Source organism: Streptomyces sp. NBC_01320, from assembly GCF_035974375.1.
GTDB lineage: Bacteria > Actinomycetota > Actinomycetes > Streptomycetales > Streptomycetaceae > Streptomyces > Streptomyces yanii.
Genome location: NZ_CP108390.1, coordinates 11,476,938 through 11,503,710 on the forward strand (window position 1 = coordinate 11,476,938; position 26,773 = coordinate 11,503,710).

General features: G+C 67.9%; 20 protein-coding genes and 3 pseudogenes. 12 read left to right on the plus strand and 11 right to left on the minus strand.

Going from position 1 to position 26,773, the window contains the following annotated elements; translation table 11 throughout:
* The first annotated feature begins 25 nt into the window (after positions 1–25).
* From OG395_RS52960 to OG395_RS52980, 5 genes and pseudogenes are all read left to right on the plus strand, one after another.
* Positions 26–1,225: an RNA-guided endonuclease InsQ/TnpB family protein gene (locus OG395_RS52960; RefSeq protein WP_327241378.1), complete on the plus strand. Its 1,200-nt coding sequence runs from the start codon at positions 26–28 to the stop codon at positions 1,223–1,225.
* An 842-nt stretch (positions 1,226–2,067) separates the two neighbouring features.
* Positions 2,068–2,567, plus strand: a pseudogene (locus OG395_RS52965) (reverse transcriptase domain-containing protein); the annotation flags it as partial.
* 141 nt (positions 2,568–2,708) lie between these two features.
* On the plus strand, positions 2,709–3,110 hold the full coding sequence (locus OG395_RS52970) for a group II intron maturase-specific domain-containing protein (RefSeq protein ID WP_327249739.1): 402 nt from the start codon (positions 2,709–2,711) through the stop codon (positions 3,108–3,110).
* A gap of 937 nt (positions 3,111–4,047) precedes the next feature.
* On the plus strand, positions 4,048–5,472 hold the full coding sequence (locus tag OG395_RS52975) for a multicopper oxidase family protein (protein ID WP_327241376.1): 1,425 nt from the start codon (positions 4,048–4,050) through the stop codon (positions 5,470–5,472).
* 35 nt (positions 5,473–5,507) lie between these two features.
* Entirely contained in the window at positions 5,508–5,723 is a 216-nt protein-coding gene (locus OG395_RS52980; RefSeq protein WP_327249200.1) for a hypothetical protein, read from the plus strand.
* Here OG395_RS52980 and OG395_RS52985 read toward each other — a convergent pair.
* The 4 genes from OG395_RS52985 to hutU form a co-directional block, all read right to left on the minus strand.
* The gene (locus OG395_RS52985; RefSeq protein WP_327241374.1) at positions 5,709–7,025 is read right to left on the minus strand and encodes an MFS transporter; all 1,317 of its coding nucleotides are present in this window, start codon (positions 7,023–7,025) and stop codon (positions 5,709–5,711) included. The genes OG395_RS52980 and OG395_RS52985 overlap by 15 nt on opposite strands.
* On the minus strand, positions 7,022–7,630 hold the full coding sequence (locus OG395_RS52990) for an ArsR/SmtB family transcription factor (protein ID WP_327241373.1): 609 nt from the start codon (positions 7,628–7,630) through the stop codon (positions 7,022–7,024). The genes OG395_RS52985 and OG395_RS52990 overlap by 4 nt, the downstream gene beginning before the upstream one ends.
* A gap of 502 nt (positions 7,631–8,132) precedes the next feature.
* A complete protein-coding gene (gene hutG / locus OG395_RS52995) occupies positions 8,133–9,149 on the minus strand; it encodes a formimidoylglutamase (protein ID WP_327241372.1) in 1,017 nt (338 codons plus the stop codon).
* A 29-nt stretch (positions 9,150–9,178) separates the two neighbouring features.
* Entirely contained in the window at positions 9,179–10,855 is a 1,677-nt protein-coding gene (hutU, locus tag OG395_RS53000) for a urocanate hydratase (protein ID WP_327241371.1), read from the minus strand.
* Positions 10,856–11,094: 239 nt separating this feature from the next.
* Between hutU and hutC the strand changes: the two genes are divergently transcribed.
* Complete coding sequence (gene hutC / locus OG395_RS53005; RefSeq protein WP_327241370.1) at positions 11,095–11,844, plus strand: histidine utilization repressor; 750 nt, start codon at positions 11,095–11,097, stop codon at positions 11,842–11,844.
* 132 nt (positions 11,845–11,976) lie between these two features.
* Here hutC and OG395_RS53010 read toward each other — a convergent pair.
* Positions 11,977–12,729 (minus strand): annotated as a pseudogene (locus OG395_RS53010) (IclR family transcriptional regulator); the annotation flags it as partial.
* A 139-nt stretch (positions 12,730–12,868) separates the two neighbouring features.
* Here OG395_RS53010 and OG395_RS53015 point away from each other — a divergent pair.
* Positions 12,869–14,305, plus strand: coding sequence for an amino acid permease (locus OG395_RS53015; RefSeq protein ID WP_327241368.1), 1,437 nt, complete (start codon positions 12,869–12,871; stop codon positions 14,303–14,305).
* 242 nt (positions 14,306–14,547) lie between these two features.
* On the opposite strand, the gene OG395_RS53020 is transcribed toward OG395_RS53015, so the two are convergent.
* Together OG395_RS53020 and tnpA are read right to left on the minus strand one after the other, a co-directional pair.
* Positions 14,548–15,492, minus strand: a complete 945-nt coding sequence (locus tag OG395_RS53020) for an MFS transporter (protein WP_327241367.1) — start codon at positions 15,490–15,492, stop codon at positions 14,548–14,550.
* 100 nt (positions 15,493–15,592) lie between these two features.
* Positions 15,593–16,021 carry an IS200/IS605 family transposase gene (gene tnpA / locus OG395_RS53025; protein ID WP_327241366.1) on the minus strand — a complete coding sequence of 143 codons (429 nt, stop codon included), beginning with the start codon at positions 16,019–16,021 and terminating at the stop codon, positions 15,593–15,595.
* Positions 16,022–16,072: 51 nt separating this feature from the next.
* On the opposite strand from tnpA, the gene OG395_RS53030 reads away from it, so the two are divergent.
* The 5 genes from OG395_RS53030 (at position 16,073) to OG395_RS53050 (ending at position 23,291) form a co-directional block, all read left to right on the plus strand.
* Positions 16,073–17,272 (plus strand): RNA-guided endonuclease InsQ/TnpB family protein, encoded by a 1,200-nt coding sequence (locus tag OG395_RS53030; protein WP_327241365.1) that lies wholly within the window; start codon positions 16,073–16,075, stop codon positions 17,270–17,272.
* Positions 17,273–17,380: 108 nt separating this feature from the next.
* A complete protein-coding gene (locus OG395_RS53035; protein ID WP_327241364.1) occupies positions 17,381–19,036 on the plus strand; it encodes an IS1182 family transposase in 1,656 nt (551 codons plus the stop codon).
* 200 nt (positions 19,037–19,236) lie between these two features.
* Entirely contained in the window at positions 19,237–20,388 is a 1,152-nt protein-coding gene (locus OG395_RS53040; protein ID WP_327241110.1) for an ISAs1 family transposase, read from the plus strand.
* 569 nt (positions 20,389–20,957) lie between these two features.
* Positions 20,958–22,298, plus strand: coding sequence for a group II intron reverse transcriptase/maturase (gene ltrA, locus OG395_RS53045; RefSeq protein ID WP_327241363.1), 1,341 nt, complete (start codon positions 20,958–20,960; stop codon positions 22,296–22,298).
* Positions 22,299–22,415: 117 nt separating this feature from the next.
* Complete coding sequence (locus tag OG395_RS53050) at positions 22,416–23,291, plus strand: tetratricopeptide repeat protein (RefSeq protein WP_327249740.1); 876 nt, start codon at positions 22,416–22,418, stop codon at positions 23,289–23,291.
* A 134-nt stretch (positions 23,292–23,425) separates the two neighbouring features.
* On the opposite strand, the gene OG395_RS53055 is transcribed toward OG395_RS53050, so the two are convergent.
* The 4 genes and pseudogenes from OG395_RS53055 to OG395_RS53070 form a co-directional block, all read right to left on the minus strand.
* Positions 23,426–23,857 carry a hypothetical protein gene (locus OG395_RS53055; RefSeq protein WP_327241362.1) on the minus strand — a complete coding sequence of 144 codons (432 nt, stop codon included), beginning with the start codon at positions 23,855–23,857 and terminating at the stop codon, positions 23,426–23,428.
* A 306-nt stretch (positions 23,858–24,163) separates the two neighbouring features.
* The gene (locus OG395_RS53060; protein ID WP_327241361.1) at positions 24,164–24,319 is read right to left on the minus strand and encodes a hypothetical protein; all 156 of its coding nucleotides are present in this window, start codon (positions 24,317–24,319) and stop codon (positions 24,164–24,166) included.
* Between the two features lie 422 nt (positions 24,320–24,741).
* Positions 24,742–25,239 (minus strand): annotated as a pseudogene (locus OG395_RS58890) (transposase); the annotation flags it as partial.
* Positions 25,236–26,723 (minus strand): lipase family protein, encoded by a 1,488-nt coding sequence (locus OG395_RS53070; protein WP_327241360.1) that lies wholly within the window; start codon positions 26,721–26,723, stop codon positions 25,236–25,238. The pseudogene OG395_RS58890 and the gene OG395_RS53070, both read right to left, overlap by 4 nt.
* Positions 26,724–26,773 lie beyond the last annotated feature (50 nt).

Sequence of the window (26,773 nt, forward strand, 5' to 3'; positions counted from 1 at the left end):
GCGGGCCAGGAAGGGGGTGGGCCGGATGATCCGTGCGTACAAGTTCCTGATGCGGCCCACCGTGGGCCAGCAGGGCGCGCTCGCCGAGATGCTGCGGGATCACTGCTCGCTCTACAACGGCGCGTTGCAAGAACGCCGCGATGCCTACCGGCACAGCTCGAAGACGACGGTCCGGTACGGGCAGCAGTCCGCCCAGCTCAAGGACATCCGGGACTTCGACCCGGAACGCCAGGGCCGTTGGTCGTTCTCTTCTCAGCAGGCGACGTTGCGACGGCTGGACAAGGCGTTCACCGGTTTCTTCCGTCGGGTCAAGGCCGCAGAGGCACCGGGGTATCCGCGCTTTCGTTCGGCCAAGCGGTTCGACACCGTGGACTTCCCGAAGGACGGCGACGGCTGCCGCTGGGATGCCACCCCGCACGACCCCGTCACCCGCGTCCGCCTCCAGGGCGTCGGGCACGTCAAGGTGCACCAGCACCGGCCGGTGGCCGGGAAGGTCAAGACGATCAGCGTCAAGCGCGAAGGTCGGCGCTGGTACGTCATCCTCACCGCCGACCAGGAACAGCCCGAGCCCCTACCGGCGACCGGCAGCATGGTCGGCATCGACCTGGGCATAGCGAACTTCCTCGCCGACTCCCACGGCGAGTTCGTACCCAACCCCCGGCACGGGGCGAAGGCCGCCGCGAAACTCGAAGCCGCGCAGCAGGCCCTCGCCCGGTGCAAGCGCGGCTCGAAGCGCCGACGCAAGGCCGTGGAGGTTGTGGCGCGGCTGCACCGCAAGGTCCGCCGTCAGCGCCTGGACCACGCGCACAAGACCGCGCTGAACCTGGTGCGTGACCACGATTTCATCGCGCACGAAGACCTCAGGATCCGCAACATGAGCAAGGTCCCGGCTCCGAAGCCGGACCCCGCCACGCCGGGCAGCTTCCTGCCCAACGGGGCCGTCGCCAAGGCCGGGCTGAACCGTTCGATCGCTGATGCCGGATGGGGGGTGTTCCTGACGATCCTCACCGCCAAGGCAGAATGCGCCGGACGGGAAGTGATGGCCGTGGCCCCCCGCAACACCTCCCGGCGGTGCCCCGTATGCGGGCACACCGCCAAGGAGAACCGGCCCACACAACAGAAGTTCCGCTGCGTCTCGTGCGGCCACCAGGCACACGCGGACACGGTGGGCGCCCTGAACGTTCTACGGGCCGGGCTGGTCCGTCGCGAAGCCCAACCGGCATAGCGAGAAGCCCCCACCTTCAGGTGGGGGAGGAGTCAGTACGCCCGACATGGGCAGCAGCTAAAGGGTGAAAGTCCCGACGAGAAGAGGTGAGACTAACTCGCTAGCCGAACGGCAAGGGCGTCATCGCGAGGTGGGGTCCGAAGGAAGCCGGAGGCAAAACCGGGTACCGATGTACAAGAACCGCATTTGAGGCTAGGCGTCTTGGGCAAGGTGGCTGACTGCATCGAAGCCCGTTCTCACCAAGAAAGACGCAGAGTATATGCGGCGGCGATCCGGGGAAAGTTGCTGTTCTTATTCGGGGAGGTCTGCCCGGGTGTCACCTGTAACGGTGTGTCGGCCGGGATTGTGACGACCGATGCCAGCAATGGCACTGGTTTGCCGGACAGAAGTCAGCAGAGGTCATAGTACCGAGACGGGAAGGCAGTAGGCCGACAAGGACTCGGGAAGGGCCGAACGTTTAGCGGATTGGAAGAAGGGTGTCTGCTCGCGCAGGTCACGATGACCGCCGTAAATCTGCCCCGGCAGACCCTGGGGTGACGGGGTCGGTGCATACGACCGCCCAGCCCAAGGGGCGCAGTGACCAGCCGGCGCTACACGCGGACAACAATCACCGCGAGGTCTCCCTCTGGGAGACGGTGTTCTCGAAGGAGAACCTTCTCGCGGCGCTCAGGCGCGTCGAAGCAAACCGGGGTGCCCCCGGCGTTGATGGGATGACGACGGATGAACTCCGGCCATGGATCGCCCAGAACTGGCCCAAGGTATGGGCTGAGCTCGATGCGGGGACATATAAGCCCGCTCCTGTCCGTCGGGTGACCATCCCTAAGCCGAATGGTGGGGAGCGGATGCTAGGTGTCCCACGGGTGCTGGATCGCTTGATCCAGCAGGCAATTGCGCAGGCCCTCGTGCCCGTCTTCGATCCCCACTTCTCTGGGGCGTCGTTCGGGTTCCGACCAGGGCGTTCGGCCCACCAAGCCGTAAGGGTTGGTCGCCGGGCCGTCCAGGACAGAAACCGTTGGGCCGTGGACCTGGACCTCGACAAGTTCTTCGACCGAATGAATCACGATGCGCTTATGGCGCGGGTGGCTCGCCGGGTGAGGGACAGAAAGGTCCTGAAGTTGATTCGGCGGTACCTGGAAGCCGGGATTATGAGCGACGGCGTGATGGTGAGGAACGAGGAAGGGACCCCGCAGGGTTCCCCTTGTCCCCGTTGCTGTCGAACATCATGCTGGACGACCTTGACCGCGAACTCTTCAAACGCGGACACCGGTTCGTGAGGTACGCGGACGATGTGATGATTTTCGTCCGGTCCGAGCGAGCGGCGCAGCGGACCCTCGCCTCGGTCACGGCCTTCATTGAGAAGACCTTGAAACTGAGGGTGAATCGTGAGAAGTCGAAGGCGTGCCCCATCTGGTGGACGTCACTCCTGGGATTCGGGTACTACCTCGCCAAAGGGCAGGTGAAGATCCGGGTGGACCGGAAGGCCGTGAGACGGCTAAAGTCCACCGTTCGGCGAGTCACCTCCCGGACGTGGGGCGTATCGATGGCCCACAGGATGGACAAACTCAACCGTTTCTCGGTCGGCTGGGTGGCCTACTTCAGTCTCTCCGACAGCCTTCGGGTTTTCGAGGAGATTGATCACTGGACCCGCCGCAGGCTACGGCAGGCCCAGTGGGTGCAGTGGAAGACCAGTCAGCGCAAGAACTCCATGCTCCAGAAGCTCGGTTACGAATTTGGAGACCAGGAGCAAGGCGTTGCAGTGCAACGCAAGCGATACTGGCGGGCCTCCCACCTGAAACCACTGGAAATCGCTATGAATAAAGCCTATTGGGATGCGCAGGGCTACAAGTCGTTCAAGGGCTCGTGGTCCCGCCTGAAGCTCGCCTGAGATCAGCTGGACGAACCGCCGGATGCGGGCCCGCATGTCCGGTGGTGTGGGGGGCGGGCCGGGCAAACCGGCCCGCCTACCCGATCCGAGGAACACACCTCGCGCGGGCCCGGCGAGGTCATGCGCATGGTGGACCCGCAGGAGAGCGCCGAGCAGGTGCGGCCCGCCGCGCCGTAGGCGGCCCGAGGCAACTCACCCTCGAAAACGAAGCCTACGCACGGGCGCCACCGTCGTCCCCCTGCACAACTGAAGCCGTCCCCCACCACCGGCACCGCCCTGACCCTCGATGGCCTGGGCGATGAAGTCTTCGAGCGGCATCGCCTGCCCCGCGCCCGTCGAGCCCCGACAGTGGAGCGGATCACTGCCGAACTGATCGTTCAGGATGCCGTCCTCCGGCGGAGACGACGGAAGCCCCTGTGGAACGCCCGGCACCGAGGAAGGCACCGACCGGCTGCTGCCCGCCGACATCGCCCAAACCGCGCGGGCGACGGCGCGATCCGGGGTATCTGCCCTGCCGGACGAACCGGACCCGGGACCAGACCCGGTCAGCCGCGTGCACATCAGCTGGCAAGCCGCGGACAACGAGCTGCGGCGACCGTACGGGACGACGGACCCGGCACTATGGCACGCGCTGTACCGGAGGACCGCCACATCATCGACCGCTTGGCGGGCCTGGGGGGACGGCTGTCGGTGCGCGCCGGCTCGCCCCTGAGCAGACCCGTCGCCTGGCCCACAGCACCACCGTTCCGCCCAGCACGTCGGAGTGGAACGCCCGGGAGCGCGGCACATCGGAGACGGTGAGAAAGTGCGTGAGCCAGGGGTGGCATCGGGGTGTAGCTCGTCGCTCGAACGGTCCAGTCGGCGCGCGCACGGCTTCGCTCGGGTGCTTGCCGGTGGTCAGCTACGCGTGATGCGGATGTCCGTCAATGGAGGCGTCATGCGATCCCGTTTCGTGCTGCCGCGCGTTGCCATGCTCCTGATCCTGTCCATCGGCGCCCTGATGAGCGGCTGCGCCGGCGACCCGTCCCGGTCGTCGTCGCCGGCGCCCTCGTTCGCGGAAGGTTCTCCGCTCAAGGAACCGGCCCAGATGGTCAGCCACAACGGGCTGCTGCGGGCGGAGATCGCTGTGGAGAGAAGGCGGGTGGACCTGGGTGGCCACAAGTTCTGGGCTCTCACCTACAACGGTGGTTACATGCCGCCCACGCTGCGGATCCGGCCGGGGGACAAGCTGGAGCTGGACCTGAAGAATACGCTGAACGAGGTCACCAACCTGCATGTCCACGGACTCCACGTGTCACCGAGCGGCAACGCCGACAACATCTTCATCCACATCGATCCAGGGCAGACGTTCCACTACTCCTTTCAGTTCCCCAACACCCTGCGAGCCGGTACCTATTGGTACCACCCGCACCCGCACCACACCTCCGCAGCGCAGGTCGCCGGGGGCATGTCGGGCATCCTCATCGTCGACAGCCTGCAGCAGTACCTTCCGGCGAACCTGCGCCACATCACCGAGCACGTCATCGCGCTCAAGGACTTCCAGGTCCAGGGAGGCGCGATCAGGACCGAGAATCTCCACATCGGCGCGCCCACCCATCGCACCGTCAACGGCCAGCTGAACCCGACCGTTCGTATCCGGCCAGGTGAGACCCAGTTGTGGCGGCTGGCCAACATCAGCGCCAACATCTACTACAAGGTCCATCTGAAAGGACAGAAGTTCCATGTGATCGCCCATGACGGCACCCCCGTTGACCGCATCTGGACAGCCGACTCGCTGCTCCTGGCGGCCGGGGCCCGCTTCGACGTGCTCGTCCAAGGCGGTCCGGGCGGCCGCACCCAACTGCAGACGCTCGCCTACAAGACCGGGCCGGGCGGCAATTCCTTCCCGGAGGCGACCTTGGCCACCCTGGTCTCCGAAGGGCCTGCTGCGCAGCCGGCGACGCTGCCCACCTCGTCCTTCGCGCCGACCGTGAATTTGAGCGATGCTCCGATCGCCGCGCGGCGCACCGTCGTGTTCTCCGAGAACAAGGCCGGCACCAAGTTCTACATCAATGGCAAGCAGTTCGATCCGAACCGAGTGGACATGCGGGCCAAGCTGAACACGGTCGAGGAGTGGACCGTGCGCAACGACAGCAACGAAGAACACTCCTTCCATGTGCACACCAACCATTTCCAGCTGATGAGCATCAACGGACGTCCGCACCGGGGCCACGGCTTGCAGGACGTTGCGAGCGTTCCCGCCAAGGGCCAGTTCGTCATCCGGATCCGCTTCAAGGACTACACCGGCAAGACCGTCCTGCACTGCCATATTCTCAACCACGAGGACGCGGGCATGATGGCGGTGCTGGACATCGTCAAGTGACGCGGCCATCCATTTTCTGCACGGGCCTGCACAACGTGCCCGACACGCCGGACTTCCTTCTCGGTGTGCTCGACGACGACCAGGCCCGCCGGGTGCGGGCGGTGGGCGGTCTGTACCGGCTGCTACTGAACCAGGAGCGTGTCTTCCCGGCCACCGCTCCGGCGGCGCTGGTCGTCGCCACCCTTCTCGGTGATCCCCGCACCTTCGCTGATCCGGGTCGGACCGTTACCGGTGGGTCAACAAGGTACTGATCGATTGTCGTCGTCCGTGCCGCCCGTTGTATCCGCGGTGTTGTTCGGGGCCAGGGAGCGAATGTGGGGTATCGGTGAGGGCAGTAGCCAGAGCAGTGACAGGGCTCCGCCGACAGCGGCGATGAGGAGGGTCGCCCTCAGGCCGATGACGGTAGCGAGTAGCCCGCCGACGATGGCTCCGACGGGGCGGATGCCGTAGTTGATCGTGCTGTACGCGCCGGCCACGCGGCTGCGCATGCCATCGGGGATCACAGCGGCCTGGAGGGAGTTGAGGTTGACGTCGAACAGCATGACGCCGAAGCCGGACAGGAACTCGGCCGCGGCCAAGGCTCCGGCACGGAGCCAGAGCGGGCCGTCTGCGGCGGCGGCGATGGCGATCGGCGCCGGAAACAGCACCGCGCCCACGACGATGCTGCGCCCCACGCCGAACCGTCGCGAGATTTTCGGGGCGAACGCCGCGCCAAGGAGGGAACCGGTCGCGCCGATCCCGAACGCGATGCCGATCACTCCTGCCGACAGTCCGAGGCTCCGGTTGGCGAACAGCACGATCAGCCCACTGCCCGCGACAAAGGTGAAGAAGTTGACGGTCGCCGCGCAGCTGAGAGTGGCCCGCAGTACTGGGTGACGGACGACGAACGACAGTCCCTCTCGGGCACGTTGCAACAGCGAGGGTGCCGCTGTGCTGCCGGATGCGGTCGGCAACTCGTGGACCGAGACCCGGCCGACCAGAAACGCTGACGCCAGGAAGGTCAGGGCGTCCACGGCGATGGTGACGGGTGCGGTCAGCGCCTGGACCAGAACGCCGCCGATGGCCGGGCCGGCGACATACGATGCGGACCGGCTGGCACTGAGTTTGCTGTTGGCGTCGACGTAGGACGCGCGCGGCACGAGGCGTACGAAGAACGGGGGATAGGCGGTGTTGAACAGCACCCCGGCGGCGCCCATCAGTAATGCCACGGCATACAATTGTCCCAGCGTCACCATCCCTGACAGGTAGGCCGCCGGGACGCTGAGCAGTACTGCGGCGCGTATCAGGTCGGCGAGGATCATCAGACGGCGTTTGTGGGCTTGGTGATCGACCCAGGCCCCCAGGAAGATTGCGAGCAGGTTCGGGGTCCAGATGAGTGCGGTCAGCCACGCCACCTGGTTGGCCGAAGCGTTCAGGGCGCTGATGGCGATCAGGGGCAGGGCCAGTTCGGTGATCCGGTCGCCGAACTGTGAGACCGACTGGCCGGCCCAGAAGCGGCGGAACCGTTGATCCCGCCACAGCGATATCGCAGCGGTGCGGTCCGGGTTGTTCATGGCGTCTGCCCGGTCTGCTTGTCGGCACCTTCCGGCAGGACGTAGCGCATCAGCCGGACGCCGCGGCCGTCGGCAGGCCGCTCGGCCGGGTCACGAGTGACGTACGGCGCGAGAATGCGCTCGATCCCGTCCTCGATGGCGGCGAGTTCTTCGGCGGAGACCACGACGCGGGTGTTGGCCAGCCCGGCCAGTCTGCGCCACGCCGGATCGAGTTCGGGCTCGATCTCGGCAGCCCACCGGCTCGGAAGGTCTGCACAGTGCAGGAACATCTGCCGCGACAGCACCCGCGCGGCTGACCGACCCTCCTCGTCCGCCGGGTCCTGTGGCGCCTCGAACCGGAAACCGCGCGCCACCGCCTCCCACCGCCGCTGGCGGCGGTCCGGTCCGGGCTCGCTGTCGCGGACCAGTCCGAAGCCTGCCAGGTGGCGCAGATGCCAGCTGGTCACCGTCGGGGTCGCTCCCACGTCGGGCGCGAGTTGCGTCGCGGTCGCCGGCCCGTGCCGCTGGAGATGGTCAAGGATGGCCAGCCGAACCGGATGAGCCAGCGCCCGCATCGCTTGCGGGTCGGTGATCTCGATATCGCCCAGGCGATTACTGGAGTCCATGACGTGAGAGTCTCCTCTCATAATTTGTGAGAGTCAACGCTCACGTCGGTCGACGTCGAGCAGCCGCCGGACGGGCCGCCGCCTGTACCACCGCGTCCCGGACGTCGCCGGGCGGGCCGAGCACGACGCATCGGCCTGGCAGTGCCTCCTCGGTACTGCGCTGCCGCCGGATACGGTCGCCGCGCCGCGCCCGCCACTCCTGGAGGGAGAGGGCGACGGCGCCGACGACAGCGGCGGCCTCCGTGGTCGGTGCCGCGTTCGCCGCCGCTCCCAGGGCCCGCTATCGATATGTCGGTGATCGTGGCAGAGAGCGGACGACAGATGATCCCGGGCGCGCGCCCGGAATTTCAGCGCGGCTGCGGAGCCCCTCTGTCCGTGGCGCTGAGAATGAATCCCGGCAGCCCGTCTCTCCCCGGAAAATCAATGGTCGCCAGACCGCGGCTGTCCGTGCTCTCACGGCCTGGCGACCGGTATAGGGGCGGCCCGTCTGTCAGGCGCGCCGTCAGTCGGACGCGGTGGCGTCGACCACGCCGGCCATCGCCCGACGCGTCGTCAGAACGCGGTGAATCAACCGCGCACCCGCGCGCGCCGTCCGGTGGTCGACATCGAGGTCCGGGTTGAGTTCGGCGACATCGACCACGATCGGCTTCCCGCTCGCCGCCACCCGGGCGCAGACGCGCTCGACGACCTCCATCTGCACGCCGTGGGCGGCCGGGGCGCTGACCCCGGGAGCGGCGGCGGCCGACAGGACGTCCAGGTCGATGCTGAGGTGGAGGACATCGCTGCCGTCGACGAACTCGTCCACGAACGCGTCGACCGCGGGCAGATCGAGGAGCCCGCACTCGGTGTCGGTCAGATAGCGCACTTTGAGCCGGTCGGCCGTGCGGAAGAGATGCTCGGTGTTGCTCGGCTGACTGATGCCGATCACACGGTAGTTGAGCCAGTGGCCCCGCTGCTCCTCGCTCCGCGCCATCTGGAGGAACGGGGTGCCGGAGCTCGCCCGCACGTCGTCCCGGAGGTCGAAGTGGGCGTCGAGGTTGAGCACCCCGAGCCGCCCTCCCGCCCGCACCGCGCGCGTGCCGACGAGCCCGAGATAGGTCCCGTACGCCACCTCGTGACCGCCGCCCAGCACCACCACCGGAATGCCGCGGTCGACGAGCGCGCCGACCGCCTGCCCCAGGCGCCAGTGCCCCGACTCCAGGTCCCCGTCGAGGACTTCGACGTCTCCGGCGTCCAGCACGGTCATGGGTGCGGGCAGTGCCATGGACGCCAGGGCGGCACGCAGTTCGCGCGGGCCGCCCGCCGCGCCCTGGCGGCCCTTGTTGCGGCGCACCCCCTCGTCGCTGCGGAAGCCGACGAACGCCGCGTCCCACGGCCCCGGTTGCCCGGGGTCGGTGCTGATCGCGTGGTGCCAGCGCAGGTGTTCGTTCCCGGGACCGTCGTCCCGGCCATGCCACGCCTCGGGAGCCACGTCCACGGTGAGGTCGACGGGCGCGTCCACAGCGCAGTCGACAGCCATGTCCGTGGGTTCGATCGTGCCCGCCGCGCTCACTTGCTGTCGCCCTCGGTCATGGGGATGCGTACCCCGCGGTCGCGTGCCACGGTGCCGGCGTACTCGTAACCCGCGTCGACGTGGCGGATGACGCCCATGCCGGGGTCGTTGGTCAGGACGCGGGACAGCTTCTGCGCGGCGAGTTCGGTGCCGTCGGCGATGCACACCTGGCCCGCGTGGATGGAGCGGCCCATGCCGACTCCGCCGCCGTGGTGGATCGAGACCCACGAAGCGCCGGACGACGTGTTCACCAGGGCGTTGAGCAGCGGCCAGTCGGCGATGGCGTCGGAGCCGTCGAGCATGGCCTCGGTCTCGCGGTACGGGGAGGCGACGGAGCCGGAGTCCAGGTGGTCGCGGCCGATGGCGAGCGGCGCGGACAGTTCGCCGGAGGCGACCATCTCGTTGAACCGCAGGCCCGCACGGTGGCGTTCGCCGTAGCCGAGCCAGCAGATGCGGGCGGGCAGGCCCTCGAAGGAGACGCGCTCACCGGCCATCTTGATCCAGCGGTGGAGGTGCTCGTTCTCGGGGAAGAGCTCCATGATCGCCCGGTCGGTGGCCTCGATGTCCTTGGGGTCGCCGGACAGCGCCGCCCACCGGAACGGGCCGAGGCCCTCTTCGAACAGGGGCCGGATGTGGGCGGGTACGAAGCCGGGGAAGTCGAAAGCGCGCTGGTAGCCGGCCCTGCGGGCCTCGTCGCGGATCGAGTTGCCGTAGTCGAAGACCTCGGCTCCGGCGTCGAGGAACCCGACCATGGCCTCCACGTGCCGGGCCATCGACTCGCGGGAGCGGCGGGTGAAGTCCGCCGGGTCCTTGCGGGCCTGCTCGTGCCACTCCTCGACGCTCACGCCGACGGGGAGGTAGGCCAGCGGGTCGTGCGCCGAGGTCTGGTCGGTGACGATGTCGATCGGCGCGCCCATCTCCAGGAGCTGGGGGAACACCTCGGCGGCGTTGCCCGCGAGGCCGATGGACAGCGGGCGGCGCGCTTCCTTGGCCTCGATGGCGAGACTCAGGGCGTGGTCGAGGTCGTCGGCCGCGACGTCGAGATAGTGGTGCGCGATACGGCGCTCGATGCGGGTGGGGTCGACGTCGACGCAGAGCGCGACGCCGTCGTTCATGGTGACGGCGAGCGGCTGGGCGCCGCCCATGCCGCCGAGTCCGGCGGTCAGCGTGATGGTGCCCGCCAGCGTGCCGTCGAACTTCTTGCGCGCGACCGCTCCGAAGGTCTCGTACGTGCCCTGGAGGATGCCCTGGCTGCCGATGTAGATCCAGGAGCCGGCGGTCATCTGGCCGTACATGGTCAGTCCGCGCGCCTCGAGGGAGCGGAACTCCTCCCAGTTGGCCCAGTCGCCGACCAGGTTGGAGTTGGCGAGCAGCACCCGCGGCGCCCACTCGCTGGTGCGCATGACGCCGACCGGCTTTCCGGACTGCACCAGGAGCGTCTCGTCGTCCTTGAGCGTTTTGAGCGTGCGCACGATCGCGTCGTACGCGGCCCAGTCGCGGGCGGCCTTGCCGGTGCCGCCGTAGACGATCAGGTTCTCGGGGTGCTCGGCGACCTCGGGGTCGAGGTTGTTCATGAGCATGCGCAGGGCGCCCTCCTGCTGCCAGCCGAGGCAGTTCAGTTCGGTGCCACGCGGGGCGCGGATGTGGCGGGCCGCGGGGGAAACGCCGATCATGGTCTTCTCCTGGTGGGTAACGGAGTTGCTGCGTGCCCCATGACAGGCGACCGGTCGGGCGGGAACCAGCGGCGGGCCCCGAAGTTCTCGGATCCGAGAACGGGATGCGCCCGGCCCGTACGGCGGGGGCCGCCGTGACCAGCATCCTGAAAGGCGTCTCGCCTAGAATTCGGGTGACCGTGACCGCACCTCAGGCGGCGCGGCGACCGACGGGGACGAGGACGGTGGACGGCTTGGTCGTGGGGGCTTCGGAGCTCGCCAGGCTCTACGCGGAGCAGACACCCGGTTCCGCGCCCGCCTACCAGCGGATCAAGGACCTCGTGTCCCGGCAGATCGTCAGCGGCCACTGGCGCGAGGGCGAGGCACTGCCGTCGGAGAACCAGCTCGTCGAGTCGCTCGGCCTGTCCCGGATGACGGTCAACCGCGCTCTGCGCGAGCTGAGCGCGGACGGCCTGCTGCGGCGCGTCATGGGAGTGGGCACCTTCGTCGCACGGCGCAAGGGCAGCTCCGCCCTGGTCGAGGTGCACAACATCGCCGACGAGATCCGGGGCCGTGGCCATCGCTACGAGGCCAGGGTGCTGTCACTGCGCGAGGAACTCCCCGATCCCGAGATCAGCGCACAGCTCGGCCTCGACGGGCGGCGCAGCGCCTTCCGTTCGCGCGTCGTGCACTTCGAGGACGGGGCGGCGGTCCAGTTGGAGGACCGTTACGTCCATCCGGACTTCGCCCCCGGCTATCTCGACCAGGACTTCACGCAACGCACACCGTTCACGTTCCTGTCGGAGGTCGCGCCGCTGGGCAAGGGCGAGCACATCGTCGAGGCGGTACTTCCCTCCGCGGAGGAGTGCGAGATCCTCGGCGTGTCACCGGCCGAGCCGTGCCTGCTGATCCAGCGACGCACCTGGTCGCGCGACGCCGTCGTCAGCGTCGCGCGTCTGCTGCACCCGGGCTCCCGGTACCGCCTCGAGGGAACGTTCGCCGCGCACTGAGCTGTCGGTGCGCCTGCCTGCATGTGCACCGACCTGTCGGTGACCGTCAGGGGCGCCCGGTCCGGCGGTGCGGCTCAGCTGCGCCGCCGGTCGCCGGCCGGACATCGCGGCGGTCAGCCGCGCCGCGGACTGTTCGAGAACGCCGCGCACCTGGTCGGGCTCGTGCCGGCTGTAGTGCCGGTGCCAGGTGCTGCTGAGTGCGGCGACGGGCCGCTCGTTGTGGTCGAAGGCCGCGATCCCCATCGACCGGAAACCTTCCGAGACCAGCTCGACCTCCTCCGACCAGCCGCGTTCACGGTCCTGTGCCAGCAGGGACAGCAGTTCCGGCAGCGAGCGCGGTCCCTTGCCGGTACGGGTGATGAGGTCGCCGCGGCGCGGGAACAGGGCCCGTAGCTGCGCCGGAGCGGAATGGGCGAGGACGGCACGCCCGTTGGCCGTCAGATGCGCGGGCAGCCGGACCCCGATGTCCGTGACGAGGGCGATGTCGGCGTCGCCTGACGGGCGCGACCGGGGACGCTCCTTGAGCAGGTAGACCGTCTCCGCGCCGTGGACGATGCCCAGGTGGACGGTCTGGCCGAGGCGGTTGGACGCGCTGCGCAGGATGGGGCGCGCGAGCCGTTCGAGGGGCTCGTGCCGGAGGTAGGCCGAGCCGATCTCGAAGGACGCGACCCCGAGCCCGTACGCCTGCTCCTTGGGCAGGTAGGTGACGAAACCGCGGTCCACCAGGACGGAGAGGATGTGGTACGCGGACGACCGCGGGATGCCCAGTTCGCGGGCGAGGGCCGCGGCCTGGACCGGGCCCGACCGGCCGGCGAGGTGCAGCAGGATGTCCAGCGCCCGTCCGACGGCCGGTGAGGCGCTCGACGCCGTCTCTCGTTCACCCATTGGTCCACCTCTTGACGCTCCTGTATATACAGGAATATACAAGTTCCCTCGTCGTGCGGGTGTGCCGAAGGCCGTCACCGGTCATCGATCCGGCCCCGCCATCTCGCCCGGAACGCGCCGTTCCCAAGGAGGGCATTCGTTGACCACCGACATGTTGACCACTGACAAGACGTCCCTGCAGCGCGGGCTCAAGTCCCGGCACATACGCTTCATCGCCCTCGGCTCCGCCATCGGGACCGGCCTCTTCTACGGTTCCTCGGAATCCATCAAGGCGGCCGGGCCGGCCGTACTGCTCGCCTATCTCATCGGCGGAGCCGCCGTCTTCCTCGTCCTGCGCTCGCTCGGCGAGATGGCGGTGAGCCGGCCGTGCGCCGGATCCTTCGGCGAGTACGCGACCAGGTACCTCGGTCCGCTGCCCGGCTTCCTGACCGGCTGGACCTACGCGCTGGAGATGGTCTTCGTCTGCCTGGCTGACATCACGGCACTCGGCGTCTACATGGGCTTCTGGTTCCCCGACGTGCCCCGCTGGATCTGGCTCCTGGCGGCCGTGGGCGTCATCGGCGCCATGAACCTCTTCAGCGTCAAGGTCTTCGGCGAGCTGGAGTTCTGGCTCTCGCTCGCCAAGGTCGTCGCCATCATCGCGATGATCCTCGCCGGACTCGCGATCATCGTCTTCGGCTTCGGCAGCCACGGCGGCGCGGGCGTCTCGAACCTGTGGAGCAACGGAGGCTTCTTCCCCCACGGGATCCAGGGCATCGTCATGTCGCTGGCCGTGGTGATGTTCGCGTTCGGCGGCACCGAGATCATCGGCGTCACCGCCGGCGAGGCGCAGGACCCCGAGAAGACGATCCCGAGCGCCGTCAACTCCATCCCCATCCGCATCGTGCTCTTCTACGTGCTCACCCTCGCCGTGATCATGTCGCTCGACCCCTGGCAGCACATCGGCTCGGGCGGCAGCCCCTTCGTCGAGATCTTCGCCGGACTCGGCGTCAGCTCCGCGGCCGCCGTACTGAACGTCGTCGTCATCGTCGCCGCACTGTCCGCGATCAACAGCGACATCTTCGCCGCCGGACGCATCATGTACGGCATGGCCGAGCGGGGACAGGCACCGGCCGCCATGCGCAGGCTCTCGCGCAACGGGGTGCCGTGGCTGACCGTCGTCATCATGATCGGCGCACTCCTCTGCGGCGTACTCCTCAACTACCTCATGCCCGAACGGGTCTTCCTCGTCATCGCCTCCATCGCGACCTTCGCCACCGTCTGGGTCTGGCTCATGATCCTGTTCTCCCAGGTCAGCGCCCGCCGCAGGATGACCCCGCAGGAGGTCGCCACGCTGAAGTACCCGGCACCCTTCTGGCCCTACGGGCAGATCGCCGCGATCGTGTTCATGGCCGGCGTGGTGGCGCTCCTCGCGTTCTCGGACAGCACGAGGATCGCCCTCGTCGTCGGAGTGGTCTGGCTGGCGCTGATGACGGGCGCGTACCACCTCTGTATGCGCCACCGCCCACCGGAGGCCGAAACCCTCGAAGCCCCGAAGGGGACCGAGCCCGACAGGGAACCGGTCCATCAGTACTAGCCCCGCAACCACGACCACTCGGCGGAACCGCGACCCACGCGGTTCCGCCGAATGCTTTTCGGGTCGGCCGGTCATGGTTCAAGGCTCTGCCAGGCCCCCGCCCCACAGCCACCCACCCGAACCGGCAAGTGTCTGGGATCCCAGACAATAACCCTCCGCAGCCACTGACACCGCCGGTCGGGCTGAGCGGCCCGTCCTGGCCGGCACCTCCACCACCAGCCCTGTCTCCACCCGCGTACGGCTCACCCTCCGTGCTCAGGACGAGGTTGCCCGGGAGTGCAGGTCCCCCGCCCGGTCCCCGTCATGGTGCTCCGCTGCGGATTGGGGGCCTCGGGTCCGGGGCGTGTGCGTGCGGTGCGGAGCAGGGTGGCGATGAGAACCGCCGCGCCCGTCATCAGGACGGCACTGACCACCGAGGCGATCCTGGCCTCCCGGGCGAAGGCGTCGAAGGCCGCGTTCCGCAGGGATTCGGCGGTGCCCCTCGGGAGGGCGGCGGCGGTCTCGACGGCGCCGCCGAGTGTGCTCCTGGCCGCCTCCAACTCCTTGGACGTCAGGTCGTCAGGAGCACTGACCGCCAGTTCCGAACGGTAGACGGCGGTGCCGATGCTGCCCAGGAGCGCGATGCCCAGCGCCCCGCCGAACTCGGCAGAGGTCTCGGCCATGGCTGAGGCCGCCCCGGCCCGCTCCGGTGGTGCGGCGGACAGGATCACCTCGGTGACGACTGCGGAGACGGCGCCGATGCCGATCGCGACGACGGTCATGCCGCTGACGAGGTGGACGACTCCCGAATCGGCTTGGAGCAGGGCCAGCATGACGTAGCCGACAGTCGCCACGAGCAGCCCGGCGGCGATCACGTTGTGTTTACCGATGCGGGGGGCGAGCGCGGTGGCCAGCGCGATACCCAGGGGCATCACGAGGAAGGTGGGCAAGGACCACACGGCCGACTCCAACGGACCCATGCCCAGGACGAGTTGCATGAACTGCCAGTTGAACAGGCTGAAGCCGACCAGTCCGAACGTCGCCAGCGCGTCGATGAGCAGGGGCACGTTGAACCGGCGCGTGCGGAACAGCATCATGTCGATCACCGGGTTCGCGGCCCCGTGCTGGCGGCGGAGGAATGCCGCTCCCACAGCGAGTCCGGCGGCACAGCACATCAGGGGAATCCACCCGAAGCCGTGCTCCGCCATCCCTGATCTTGCGTGGGTATCCCCGGCTTCAGTCGGGGAGGGAAACGCATCCTTGGTCCGGAGGCGCGAAGCGCCGGAGTTCGCTGTGCCTGGGGGATGGTCAGGCAGGCCGCTTCTGCTCTTCGATGTACTGGCGGATCATGGTCAGCGGTGCGCCGCCGCAGGATCCCGCGAAGTAGGAGCGGGACCAGAACACCGATCCCATGCCGATCCGGTTGATTCGCCCGGTGTACTCCGCTCGCAGGTACCTGGAGCTGACGCCCTTGAGGCTGTTGATCAGCTTCGACAGGGCGACCTTCGGCGGGTAGTGCACCAGCAGGTGCACATGGTCGGCTTCGCCGTTGAACTCCCGCAGCTCCGCCTCGAACGTGCCGCAGACCTCGCGCATGATCTCCTCGCACCGCTTCAACATGTCGTCATCGAACACGCCGCGCCGGTACCTGGTGACGAACACCAAGTGGGCATGGAGGTGGGAGACGACGTGGCGACCGGTACGAATATCGGGGTTTGGTTCCCATCGTGGTGACACACGCCAAGCGTAGTATGATCTCCGAAGCGGGCCAGGAAGGGGGTGGGCCGGATGATCCGTGCGTACAAGTTCCTGATGCGGCCCACCGTGGGCCAGCAGGGCGCGCTCGCCGAGATGCTGCGGGATCACTGCTCGCTCTACAACGGCGCGTTGCAAGAACGCCGCGATGCCTACCGGCACAGCTCGAAGACGACGGTCCGGTACGGGCAGCAGTCCGCCCAGCTCAAGGACATCCGGGCCTTCGACCCGGAACGTCAGGGACGTTGGTCGTTCTCTTCTCAGCAGGCGACGTTGCGACGGCTGGACAAGGCGTTCACCGCGTTCTTCCGTCGGGTCAAGGCCGCAGAGGCACCGGGGTATCCGCGCTTTCGTTCGGGCAAGCGGTTCGACACCGTGGACTTCCCGAAGGACGGCGACGGCTGCCGCTGGGATGCCACCCCGCACGACCCCGTCACCCGCGTCCGCCTCCAGGGCGTCGGGCACGTCAAGGTGCACCAGCACCGGCCGGTGGCCGGGAAGGTCAAGACGATCAGCGTCAAGCGCGAAGGTCGGCGCTGGTACGTCATCCTCACCGCCGACCAGGAACAGCCCGCGCCCCTACCGGCGACCGGCAGCATGGTCGGCATCGACCTGGGCATAGCGAACTTCCTCGCCGACTCCCACGGCGAGTTCGTACCCAACCCCCGGCACGGGGCGAAGGCCGCCGCGAAACTCGAAGCCGCGCAGCAGGCCCTCGCCCGGTGCAAGCGCGGCTCGAAGCGCCGACGCAAGGCCGTGGAGGTTGTGGCGCGGCTGCACCGCAAGGTCCGCCGTCAGCGCCTGGACCACGCGCACAAGACCGCGCTGAACCTGGTGCGTGACCACGATTTCATCGCGCACGAAGACCTCAGGATCCGCAACATGAGCAAGGTCCCGGCTCCGAAGCCGGACCCCGCCACGCCGGGCAGCTTCCTGCCCAACGGGGCCGTCGCCAAGGCCGGGCTGAACCGTTCGATCGCTGATGCCGGATGGGGGGTGTTCCTGACGATCCTCACCGCCAAGGCAGAATGCGCCGGACGGGAAGTGATGGCCGTGGACCCCCGCAACACCTCCCGGCGGTGCCCCGTATGCGGGCACACCGCCAAGGAGAACCGGCCCACACAACAGAAGTTCCGCTGCGTGTCGTGCGGCCACCAGGCACACGCGGACACGGTGGGCGCCCTGAACGTTCTACGGGCCGGGCTGGTCCGTCGCGAAGCCCAACCGGCCTAGCGAGAAGCCCCCACCTTCAGGACTCCGTTGGGGAATCCGCAAACCGGTGATGACGAGCTGCCTGGACTGCCATGATCGTCCTGTTCATCGATCGAGGGCGGGGACTGGATGTCGTTGGAGCCGCGGGTTGATCGCGGGGTGCCGGAGCTGACGGCGCGGGTGGTGCGGGCGTCGTTCCCGAAGGGGGTGCTGGCGGTCCGGGTCCGGGAGGCGCTCGGTCCGCTGTTCGAGGACGAGTCCTTCGCCGAGGCGTTCCCGAAGCGGGGGCGGCCGGCGGTCTCGCCCGGGGCGTTGGCGTTGGTGTCGGTGCTGCAGTATGCGGAGGGGCTCACCGACCGGCAGGCCGCCGACCAGGTGAGGGCCCGGATGGACTGGAAGTTCCTCCTGGGCCTGGAGCTGGACGACCCGGGGTTCGACTTCTCCGTCCTGGGCGACTTCCGTGCCCGGCTGATCGAGCACGGGCTGGAGGAGAAGGTCCTGGACCTGGTCCTTGAGCGGATCTCCGCACTCGGACTGCTGCGCGCGGGTGGCCGTCAGCGCACCGACTCCACCCATGTCCTGGCCGCCGTGCGGACACTGAACCGGATGGAGTTCGTCGGCGAGACCCTGCGCGCGGCCCTGGAGGCCCTGGCAGCAGCGGCCCCCGCGTGGCTGTCCACGCTGGCCACGGCCGGCTGGGTCAAGCGTTATGGCGCGCGGATCGACTCCTACCGCTTCCCCAAGGGCGACAACGTGCGCCGGGAGTGGGCCGAGCAGGTCGGCCAGGACGGGTTCACGGTGCTGGACACCGTCGACGCGCCGGGGGCGCCGACGTGGCTGCGCGAGGTCCCCGCCGTCCAGGTCCTGCGCCGTGCCTGGGGCGAGCAGTACCACCGCGACGGGAAGGGGGTGCGCTGGCGGGAGGGCAGGGACCTCCCGCCGAGCAGAGAACGCCTGTCCTCGCCCTACGACCTCGATGCCCGCTACGGGACCAAGCGCGGCTCCGGCTGGTGCGGCTACAAGACCCACCTGAGCGAGACCTGTGAGCCCGACGCCCCGCACCTGATCACCCACGTGGCCACCACCGACGCCACGGTCACAGACACCGAGCTGACCGATTCCATCCACCAGGGCCTGGCGACAAGGGAGTTGACGCCGGACGAGCACGCGGTGGATGCCGGCTACGTCACCGCCGCCCACATCGTCACCGCCCGCGACGACCACGGCGTCGACCTGCTGGGCCCGGTCGGACTCGACACCTGCCATGACCGGTCAGGCGAAGAGCACTTCGCCCAGAGCGCCTTCACCATCGACTGGGATCGCCGACAGGTCACCTGTCCCCGGGGCGCGACCAGCGTCAGCTGGTCCGACCAGCGCAAGGCCAGTGGTACCCCGCTGGCCCGCATCCATTTCGCCGTCACCGACTGCGCGGCCTGTCCGCTGCGGGCCAGGTGCACCACGGCCACCAACGGCAAGTGGGGACGCAGCCTGACCCTCCTGCCCCGCGAGCAGCAAGAAGTCCTGGCCCAGCGCCGCCGGGAACAGCAGACCGAGGAGTGGAAGAAGCGCTACGACGTCCGCGCAGGTGTCGAAGGCACCATCTCCCAAACCGTCCGCCGCACCGGCATCCGCCGCACGCGCTACACCGGTCTACCCAAGACGCACCTCGGCAACGTGTTCGCCGCCACCGCGATCAACATCATCCGACTCGACGCCTGGCTCACCGGCACCCCGCTCGGCCAGACCAGAACCTCACACCTGGCCCGCCTCGAACTCGCCGCCTAACCATGATCACGACAGCCAGTTTGCGGATTCCCCAACGGAGTCCTTCAGGTGGGGGACAGGGGCGTTTCAAAGTCCCGATGATCAGGTGAGTCTGCAGGTCATGGTGCTGCAGGGTGTCGAGGGTGACCCGTCACGGAAGCAACGAAACTCCGGTTGAACGGGGTGACCTTCCCAAGTCGCCCTGCTTCGCCGGAGTTTCGATGTGTCGTCAGTCTGCCACCGTCTGTCTGGTCAAGCCGCCCACCCTGGCGGGTGTCGCAGTGCTTCCGCTGGTGGAGCGGTTGCGGTTGCTGCCTGATCCCCGGCGCCGGCGCGGTGTGCGTCACCCGTTCGTGGCGGTGCTGCTGGTCGCTGCCTCGGCGGTGGTGGCAGGCGCCCGGTCGTACGCGGCGATCGGGCAGTGGTCCACCAGCGCCCCGCAGCACACGCTGGCCCGGTTGGGCGCCCGGACCGTAGGCGCGCTGGGCGTGCGCGTTCCGCCGAGCGCTGCCACGATCCGACGGGTCCTCGGCCGTGTCTGCCCGGGCGGCCTGGCCGACCTGACCGGCGCCGATCCCGCAGGCGCACAGTCGGTGGCCGTGGACGGCAAGGCCGCCCGCGGGTCGCGTCACGACCAGAGCCCGGCCGCCCATCTCCTGGCCGCGATGACCGACCAGGGGCGGACCGTCACCCAGCTGCGGGTGCCCGACAAGACCAACGAGATCACCTGCTTCGCCGCCCTGCTGGAGCCCTACGACCTGACCGGGGTCACCGTCACGGCCGATGCTCTGCACACCCAGCGCGCCCACGCGCGCTTCCTGGTCGAGGAGAAGAACGCGCACTACCTGCTGGTGGTCAAGGCCAACCAGCCCGGTCTGCACCGACAGGTGCGGTCACTGCCGTGGAAGGACGTCACCGCACGCCGCTACGACCGCGAGAGGGGCCACGGACGCAAGGAGACCCGCGTCACCAGGGTCCTCACGGTCACCGACCTCGGACTCGACTTCCCCCACGCCGTCCAGGCCGTGCGGATCCTGCGCCACCGCACCGACCTCAAGACCGGCGCGTGCACCCGCCAGACCGTCTACGCGATCACCGACCTGACCTCGCATCAAGCCTCGCCCCAACGCCTGGGCCAACTCGCCAGGTCGCAGTGGACCATCGAGAACCGGCTGCACTTCGTCCGCGACACCACCTTCCGCGAGGACGCCTCGAAGGTTCGGACCGGCCACGGGCCCGACAACATGGCGAGCCTGCGGAACTTGGCGATCAACACGCTCCGCGACGCCGGGCACAGCAACATCGCCGCCGGTCTCCGCCACGCTTCCTACGAACCGTTCACCCGCCCACTCGACCTCTTGGGCATCGCCTGACCGGCGCACTCACAAGATCAAGAGACTTTGCAGCGCCCCTGAGGTGGGGGAGGAGTCAGTACGCCCGACATGGGCAGCAGCTAAAGGGTGAAAGTCCCGACGAGAAGAGGTGAGACTAACTCGCTAGCCGAACGGCAAGGGCGTCATCGCGAGGTGGGGTCCGAAGGAAGCCGGAGGCAAAACCGGGTACCGATGTACAAGAACCGCATTTGAGGCTAGGCGTCTTGGGCAAGGTGGCTGACTGCATCGAAGCCCGTTCTCACCAAGAAAGACGCAGAGTATATGCGGCGGCGATCCGGGGAAAGTTGCTGTTCTTATTCGGGGAGGTCTGCCCGGGTGTCACCTGTAACGGTGTGTCGGCCGGGATTGTGACGACCGATGCCAGCAATGGCACTGGTTTGCCGGACAGAAGTCAGCAGAGGTCATAGTACCGAGACGGGAAGGCAGTAGGCCGACAAGGACTCGGGAAGGGCCGAACGTTTAGCGGATTGGAAGAAGGGTGTTCTGCTCGCGCAGGTCACGATGACCGCCGTAAATCTGCCCCGGCAGACCCTGGGGTGACGGGGTCGGTGCATACGACCGCCCAGCCCAAGGGGCGCAGTGACCAGCCGGCGCTACACGCGGACAACAATCACCGCGAGGTCTCCCTCTGGGAGACGGTGTTCTCGAAGGAGAACCTTCTCGCGGCGCTCAGGCGCGTCGAAGCAAACCGGGGTGCCCCCGGCGTTGATGGGATGACGACGGATGAACTCCGGCCATGGATCGCCCAGAACTGGCCCAAGGTATGGGCTGAGCTCGATGCGGGGACATATAAGCCCGCTCCTGTCCGTCGGGTGACCATCCCTAAGCCGAATGGTGGGGAGCGGATGCTAGGTGTCCCACGGGTGCTGGATCGCTTGATCCAGCAGGCAATTGCGCAGGCCCTCGTGCCCGTCTTCGATCCCCACTTCTCTGGGGCGTCGTTCGGGTTCCGACCAGGGCGTTCGGCCCACCAAGCCGTAAGGGTTGGTCGCCGGGCCGTCCAGGACAGAAACCGTTGGGCCGTGGACCTGGACCTCGACAAGTTCTTCGACCGAATGAATCACGATGCGCTTATGGCGCGGGTGGCTCGCCGGGTGAGGGACAGAAAGGTCCTGAAGTTGATTCGGCGGTACCTGGAAGCCGGGATTATGAGCGACGGCGTGATGGTGAGGAACGAGGAAGGGACCCCGCAGGGTTCCCCTTTGTCCCCGTTGCTGTCGAACATCATGCTGGACGACCTTGACCGCGAACTCTTCAAACGCGGACACCGGTTCGTGAGGTACGCGGACGATGTGATGATTTTCGTCCGGTCCGAGCGAGCGGCGCAGCGGACCCTCGCCTCGGTCACGGCCTTCATTGAGAAGACCTTGAAACTGAGGGTGAATCGTGAGAAGTCGAAGGCGTGCCCCATCTGGTGGACGTCACTCCTGGGATTCGGGTACTACCTCGCCAAAGGGCAGGTGAAGATCCGGGTGGACCGGAAGGCCGTGAGACGGCTAAAGTCCACCGTTCGGCGAGTCACCTCCCGGACGTGGGGCGTATCGATGGCCCACAGGATGGACAAACTCAACCGTTTCTCGGTCGGCTGGGTGGCCTACTTCAGTCTCTCCGACAGCCTTCGGGTTTTCGAGGAGATTGATCACTGGACCCGCCGCAGGCTACGGCAGGCCCAGTGGGTGCAGTGGAAGACCAGTCAGCGCAAGAACTCCATGCTCCAGAAGCTCGGTTACGAATTTGGAGACCAGGAGCAAGGCGTTGCAGTGCAACGCAAGCGATACTGGCGGGCCTCCCACCTGAAACCACTGGAAATCGCTATGAATAAAGCCTATTGGGATGCGCAGGGCTACAAGTCGTTCAAGGGCTCGTGGTCCCGCCTGAAGCTCGCCTGAGATCAGCTGGACGAACCGCCGGATGCGGGCCCGCATGTCCGGTGGTGGGGGCGGGCCGGGCAAACCGGCCCGCCTACCCGATCGGAGCCTGAGTACGGTCTGCGCCTGGCCGACTCCCTGACCGTGCTCAGCAAGTGGTACGCCGAGACAGGCAGAGGTGAAGACGCGCTGAAGGTCCTGCGCAGCGCCATGGTCACGCGCCGGCAACTCGCCGTCAGGAGGCCAGCGAGCTTTCTGGATATCTATGCGACGAATCTGGTGATGCTGGCACGCCATGAGGCCGGACTGGGATACGTCCGCGAGGCGCTCCAGACGTATCAGGAAGCCTGCTCGTCCTTCGCCCGGACGGAGGCGGCCGCACGGGAACCGGAACTGGCGGCGCGGGCGCAAGCCCTGGAGTCCGAAGCGGAGAACCATGTCGAGGCGGGCCGGGAGGAGGACGCGCTCACCTCGTATCAGCAAGCCGTCACCGCGTACGGGCAGGCACTGACCGCGCCGACTGACCCGGAGCTGGTCTCGCAGGCCCCGAAACTGGTCAGGAGAGCGCATGCGCTGGCCGCGGCGGGACGGGACGAGGAAGCCCTGTCCCTCTTCGTGCGGGCGGCGGACGCGTACGGAAAACTCGCCGAGCGAAACGTCACCCGGTACGTCGGGCCGCATGTACTCGCGCTGAATACGGCTGCCAAACGCCTGGCCAGAGCCAAACGGCATGAAGAGGCGCTGGCCATGCTCGAACGCGTGACGGCGGCGTATCAGCGTGCAGCCGACGCGGATCCGGCCCGCTACACACTGCATTACGCCCGCTCTCTGGTGCCCGTGGCCAAGAAGCTCATGGGCGCCGGCCGCGACAGTGACGCACGCGCCGTGCTGCACAGAGCGCTCGACGTGTACCAGAGCGTGACTCCTCCACCCCGTTCACGGGGTGGAGGAGTCACCGTCATCCGACACCTGCGCGATCCAGGAGGGCCGAATCGGGGACGGGCCGCGTCGTGAGCGACCAGCCGGGTCTGATCGCCTCGCGCCATCCCGCCCTGCCGTCGGCCGAAGAGGTGTGAGCTCCGCTGTGACGAGACGGCGGCCGACCGCGTCGCAGGCGGGCGCGTCGGACGATGCGCCAGGTGCCCCGGTCAGCGCCGAGGACCGTCCTTGTTGCCGCGCCGGATCCAGTGCGCCCGGCGCTGGTAGCGGGCGACTGGCGGGGTGACCGCTGGACCGTGCGACGGCGCGGCCTCGCCGGTCGGCGGCGGGGTCGGGGCGGGCGTGTCGCTGGGCGGGCGGAGCCCTTCCGTCGAGTACTGCGTCGTGGCGATGCTCTCCACGAGCTGCTCTTCGGTGAAGCTCTCCGAACCGGACACATGAGGTACGAAGCCGATGAGCACTCCGTCGCTGACGATTTCCGCGTCGAGTCCCGAGGCCCCGTCGACGTCCCACAGCGCCTCGATTCCCTCGTCGAGGACGACCCGGATCCCGAACTCGTAGACGCCCGCCTCTACCAGATGGGCCATCACGCCACGGGCACGAAGCGCCGACACCAAACGGCCGGCACGTTCCGAATCCATACCGGGCGCACCTCCTTCGAGTACGGGCGCGCGAAGTGGACAACCGAACGCCGGCACATCCCGAGTGCCTCGGAACCGTCCTGGCGAACGGTGGCCTTGCCGGTCACGGCCGCCAGTCCGGGCCGGCCCCCCGCGCACAGCACATGGGCGGCGGGGTGCCGATCGCTGTCGCGCAATGCAGCGCCCCTTTCTCAGGCCGCTGACTTCACCGGATTCCGCTGCGGCGGAGCACGGGAAACAGGGCGGCGCACAGAGCCCCTGCCAGGGCGAACCGGCAAGGATCCCTACCGTATGCCGCCGCCTCTGTCAGCTCTCGGTATGCCCCGCCAGGCGCTCACCCTCCGCCTGGGACGGCCGGGCGCGCCACATGGCGGGATACTCGGCCTCGGCGGGATCCGTGTTCCCTTCCAGTCTCTCCCCTTCGGCCTGTGACGGCGTCGGGTACTTGACGTTCTGGCCCATGGCCGCCTCCGCGGCCGCAACGCGTGCCTACAAAATGAGCCTAACGCGTCGCCCGGCTGGCGGCCTGGGCTGCCCGCATCGCCGTACAGGCCTGGCCCGGACAGCAGATGCTGCGCGACTTCGAGCTCGTCGTCGGCCCGGCCGGGGTCGGTGAAGGCGGGAACGAACGCGCGCTGGGCCTGACTGGTGGTTCGTCCACCTGCTGATGCGGTGCGGCTCCGTCGAGAATGAGCAGGCGCGAGGGGTGAGCCGTGCCGGTCGGTGATCAGGTGGTACGGCCCGGACGCGCACGGCCGACCGGCGAAGGTCCGGTGTGAGCCCCCTCTGAGAGCCCTGACGTGCAAGCCGTCCACGGCCGCGTCATCCATGTCCGGCAGACCCGCCGCCCGCAATTCCGCCAGAAGGACCTCGTGCAGACGGGGCCGGACACCGGCCTCCGTCCAGTCGCGCAGACGTCGCCAGGACGTCACCCCACTGCGGCCGACCCTGTCCGTGGGCACATCCGCCCAGCCCGCGCCCTTGTAGAGCCCGTAAACGATCCCGCGCAGGGCGTCCCGGCCGTCCGCAGGCGGGTCTGTCAAACGAGCGGTGTAACCAGGGTGGTGGGGGGTTGAACACCAGGCTGACAACGCAGCGGCGGATCGGTGGGGGCAGCGGGCGTGGAGGCCAATGGTGGGAATCGCCCTTCGGTCCGGTGCACTTGCGGTCTCCTCCGGTGGCCAGGAGCCGGGCCCGGCTCCTGGCCCGTCGGCCACGTCCTCGCCTGCGTCGGCCAGTTGCTGGGCGAGCGTGTGGCCCAGGCCGCGTGCGTCTTCATGGCGAAGCGGCGTTCGGGTCACTGGGCTCACGGACGCGATTTGGTCCCGGACCGCGGGGCGATCGCTGTCCGCATCCAGTGGGCTGACCGACTCCGGTGTCACCCGGTGTAGGTGAACTCGTCGGCTGGACCGGTGGGGGACGAGTAGCCGTTCACGGTCACGGTGATGTCCACGGTTGTGCTCGTGGGCTTGCCCGATGGGGGTGCTTTGGCGACGATCTTGTCCGAGTCGACCTGGACGGATGGCGAGATGTTCTTCCCGAAATGCACGGTGGCGCCTTTCGCGAAGCCCGCGCCGGAGATAGTGACCGAGTCGTTGGCCTTGCCCCTGTCCGGTGTGATGGTGGTGACCACCACGGGTTCGGGCCCGCCGTAGGCGAACTGCCCGAGCGGGACGGCCGGGGAGGTGCCCAGGGGGTTGGTGACGTACACGTTGACGATGCCGGTCCCGTCGGGCACCTCGGCAGTGATGGTGCCGTCAGGGTTGAACGTGGGTGGTTTCTGGCACGGGACGGGGCCGAAGTCGACGTCGCAATCCTTGCTGAAGTCGCGGCCCTTGATAGTGACCTGTGTGCCCGATGCGCCGAAGCTTGGGATCACGCTGGTCACCGTCGGCGGCTCGGAGAGGACGGGCGCGTCCAGCAGTCTGAGGTAGGTGGAGTTGGCGTGCTGAAATCCGACCTGGCCGAGGAAATCCCCAACCGAGGCCTTGACCAAATTGTTGTCGCGGATCATGTAGTCGGTGTTCTTGCTGACGGCAGTGCCCGGCTGGACGTAGACATTGTTTCCGCGCAGGGTTGCGATCGTCCCGAGGAGCCCCTTCACGTCGAGGGTCGCCGCTGGTCCGGGATCCGGGTACCAGCTCTCTGCGGTGGGGAGATCGGCCCAGGCCAGCGGCACCACGTCGTAGGCGTTGACGTAGCGCTGGTTCATGCTCCCGAACTGGGAGGTGAGGTAGTCGGCGAAGCTCTCGAGACCGGCGGTGGGTGCCGCGAAGGTGACCACCCCGAACTGCGGCTGGCTTTGCTGCCAGGTCTGCGCCTTCAGGTACAGCGCGACCATGTTTGCGACGCAACCACCTAGGCTGTGACCGATCACGTAGACCGTCGGCTGCGCAATCCCCGTCAAGAGGCCGGCGAGCGCCTGCACGAGATTGGAGCTGGTGCCGAGCGAACGCATGTCGACGACCTGAGTGAAGGCGTCCATCGCCCCCTTCGACACGGAGATGGGGGACGTCGACCCGCTGGCGGTGAACGGCACCACCGTGCCGACGTCGAGGTCTTCGAGAATGTCGGTCACGCTGGCGATTGTCCCGCGGACGACCACGGCAAACTGGTTCGAACCGTCGTTGTTCTTGGCGATGTACGCCATGTTCGCGTTCTCCGGGCTCAGCGCGAGCCACGTCGGTGTCCAGTTTTTCGTCAGGGGGGAGTTGGAGAACTGCCGGGTGATGCCGAGCTTGATCCGCTCGGTCTGGGCTTGCAAGGTCTCCCCCGACGGACGCGGAGTCGCTCCAGTTGCCGCGATGGCGGCCAGGGTCATGGCCACCTGAGGCGTGATCGGATTGGCCTGTTGTGCCGCCGCCATGCTCGCTCCTTAAGTCTTCACCCACCGTCAAACATCTCCATTTCAATGTA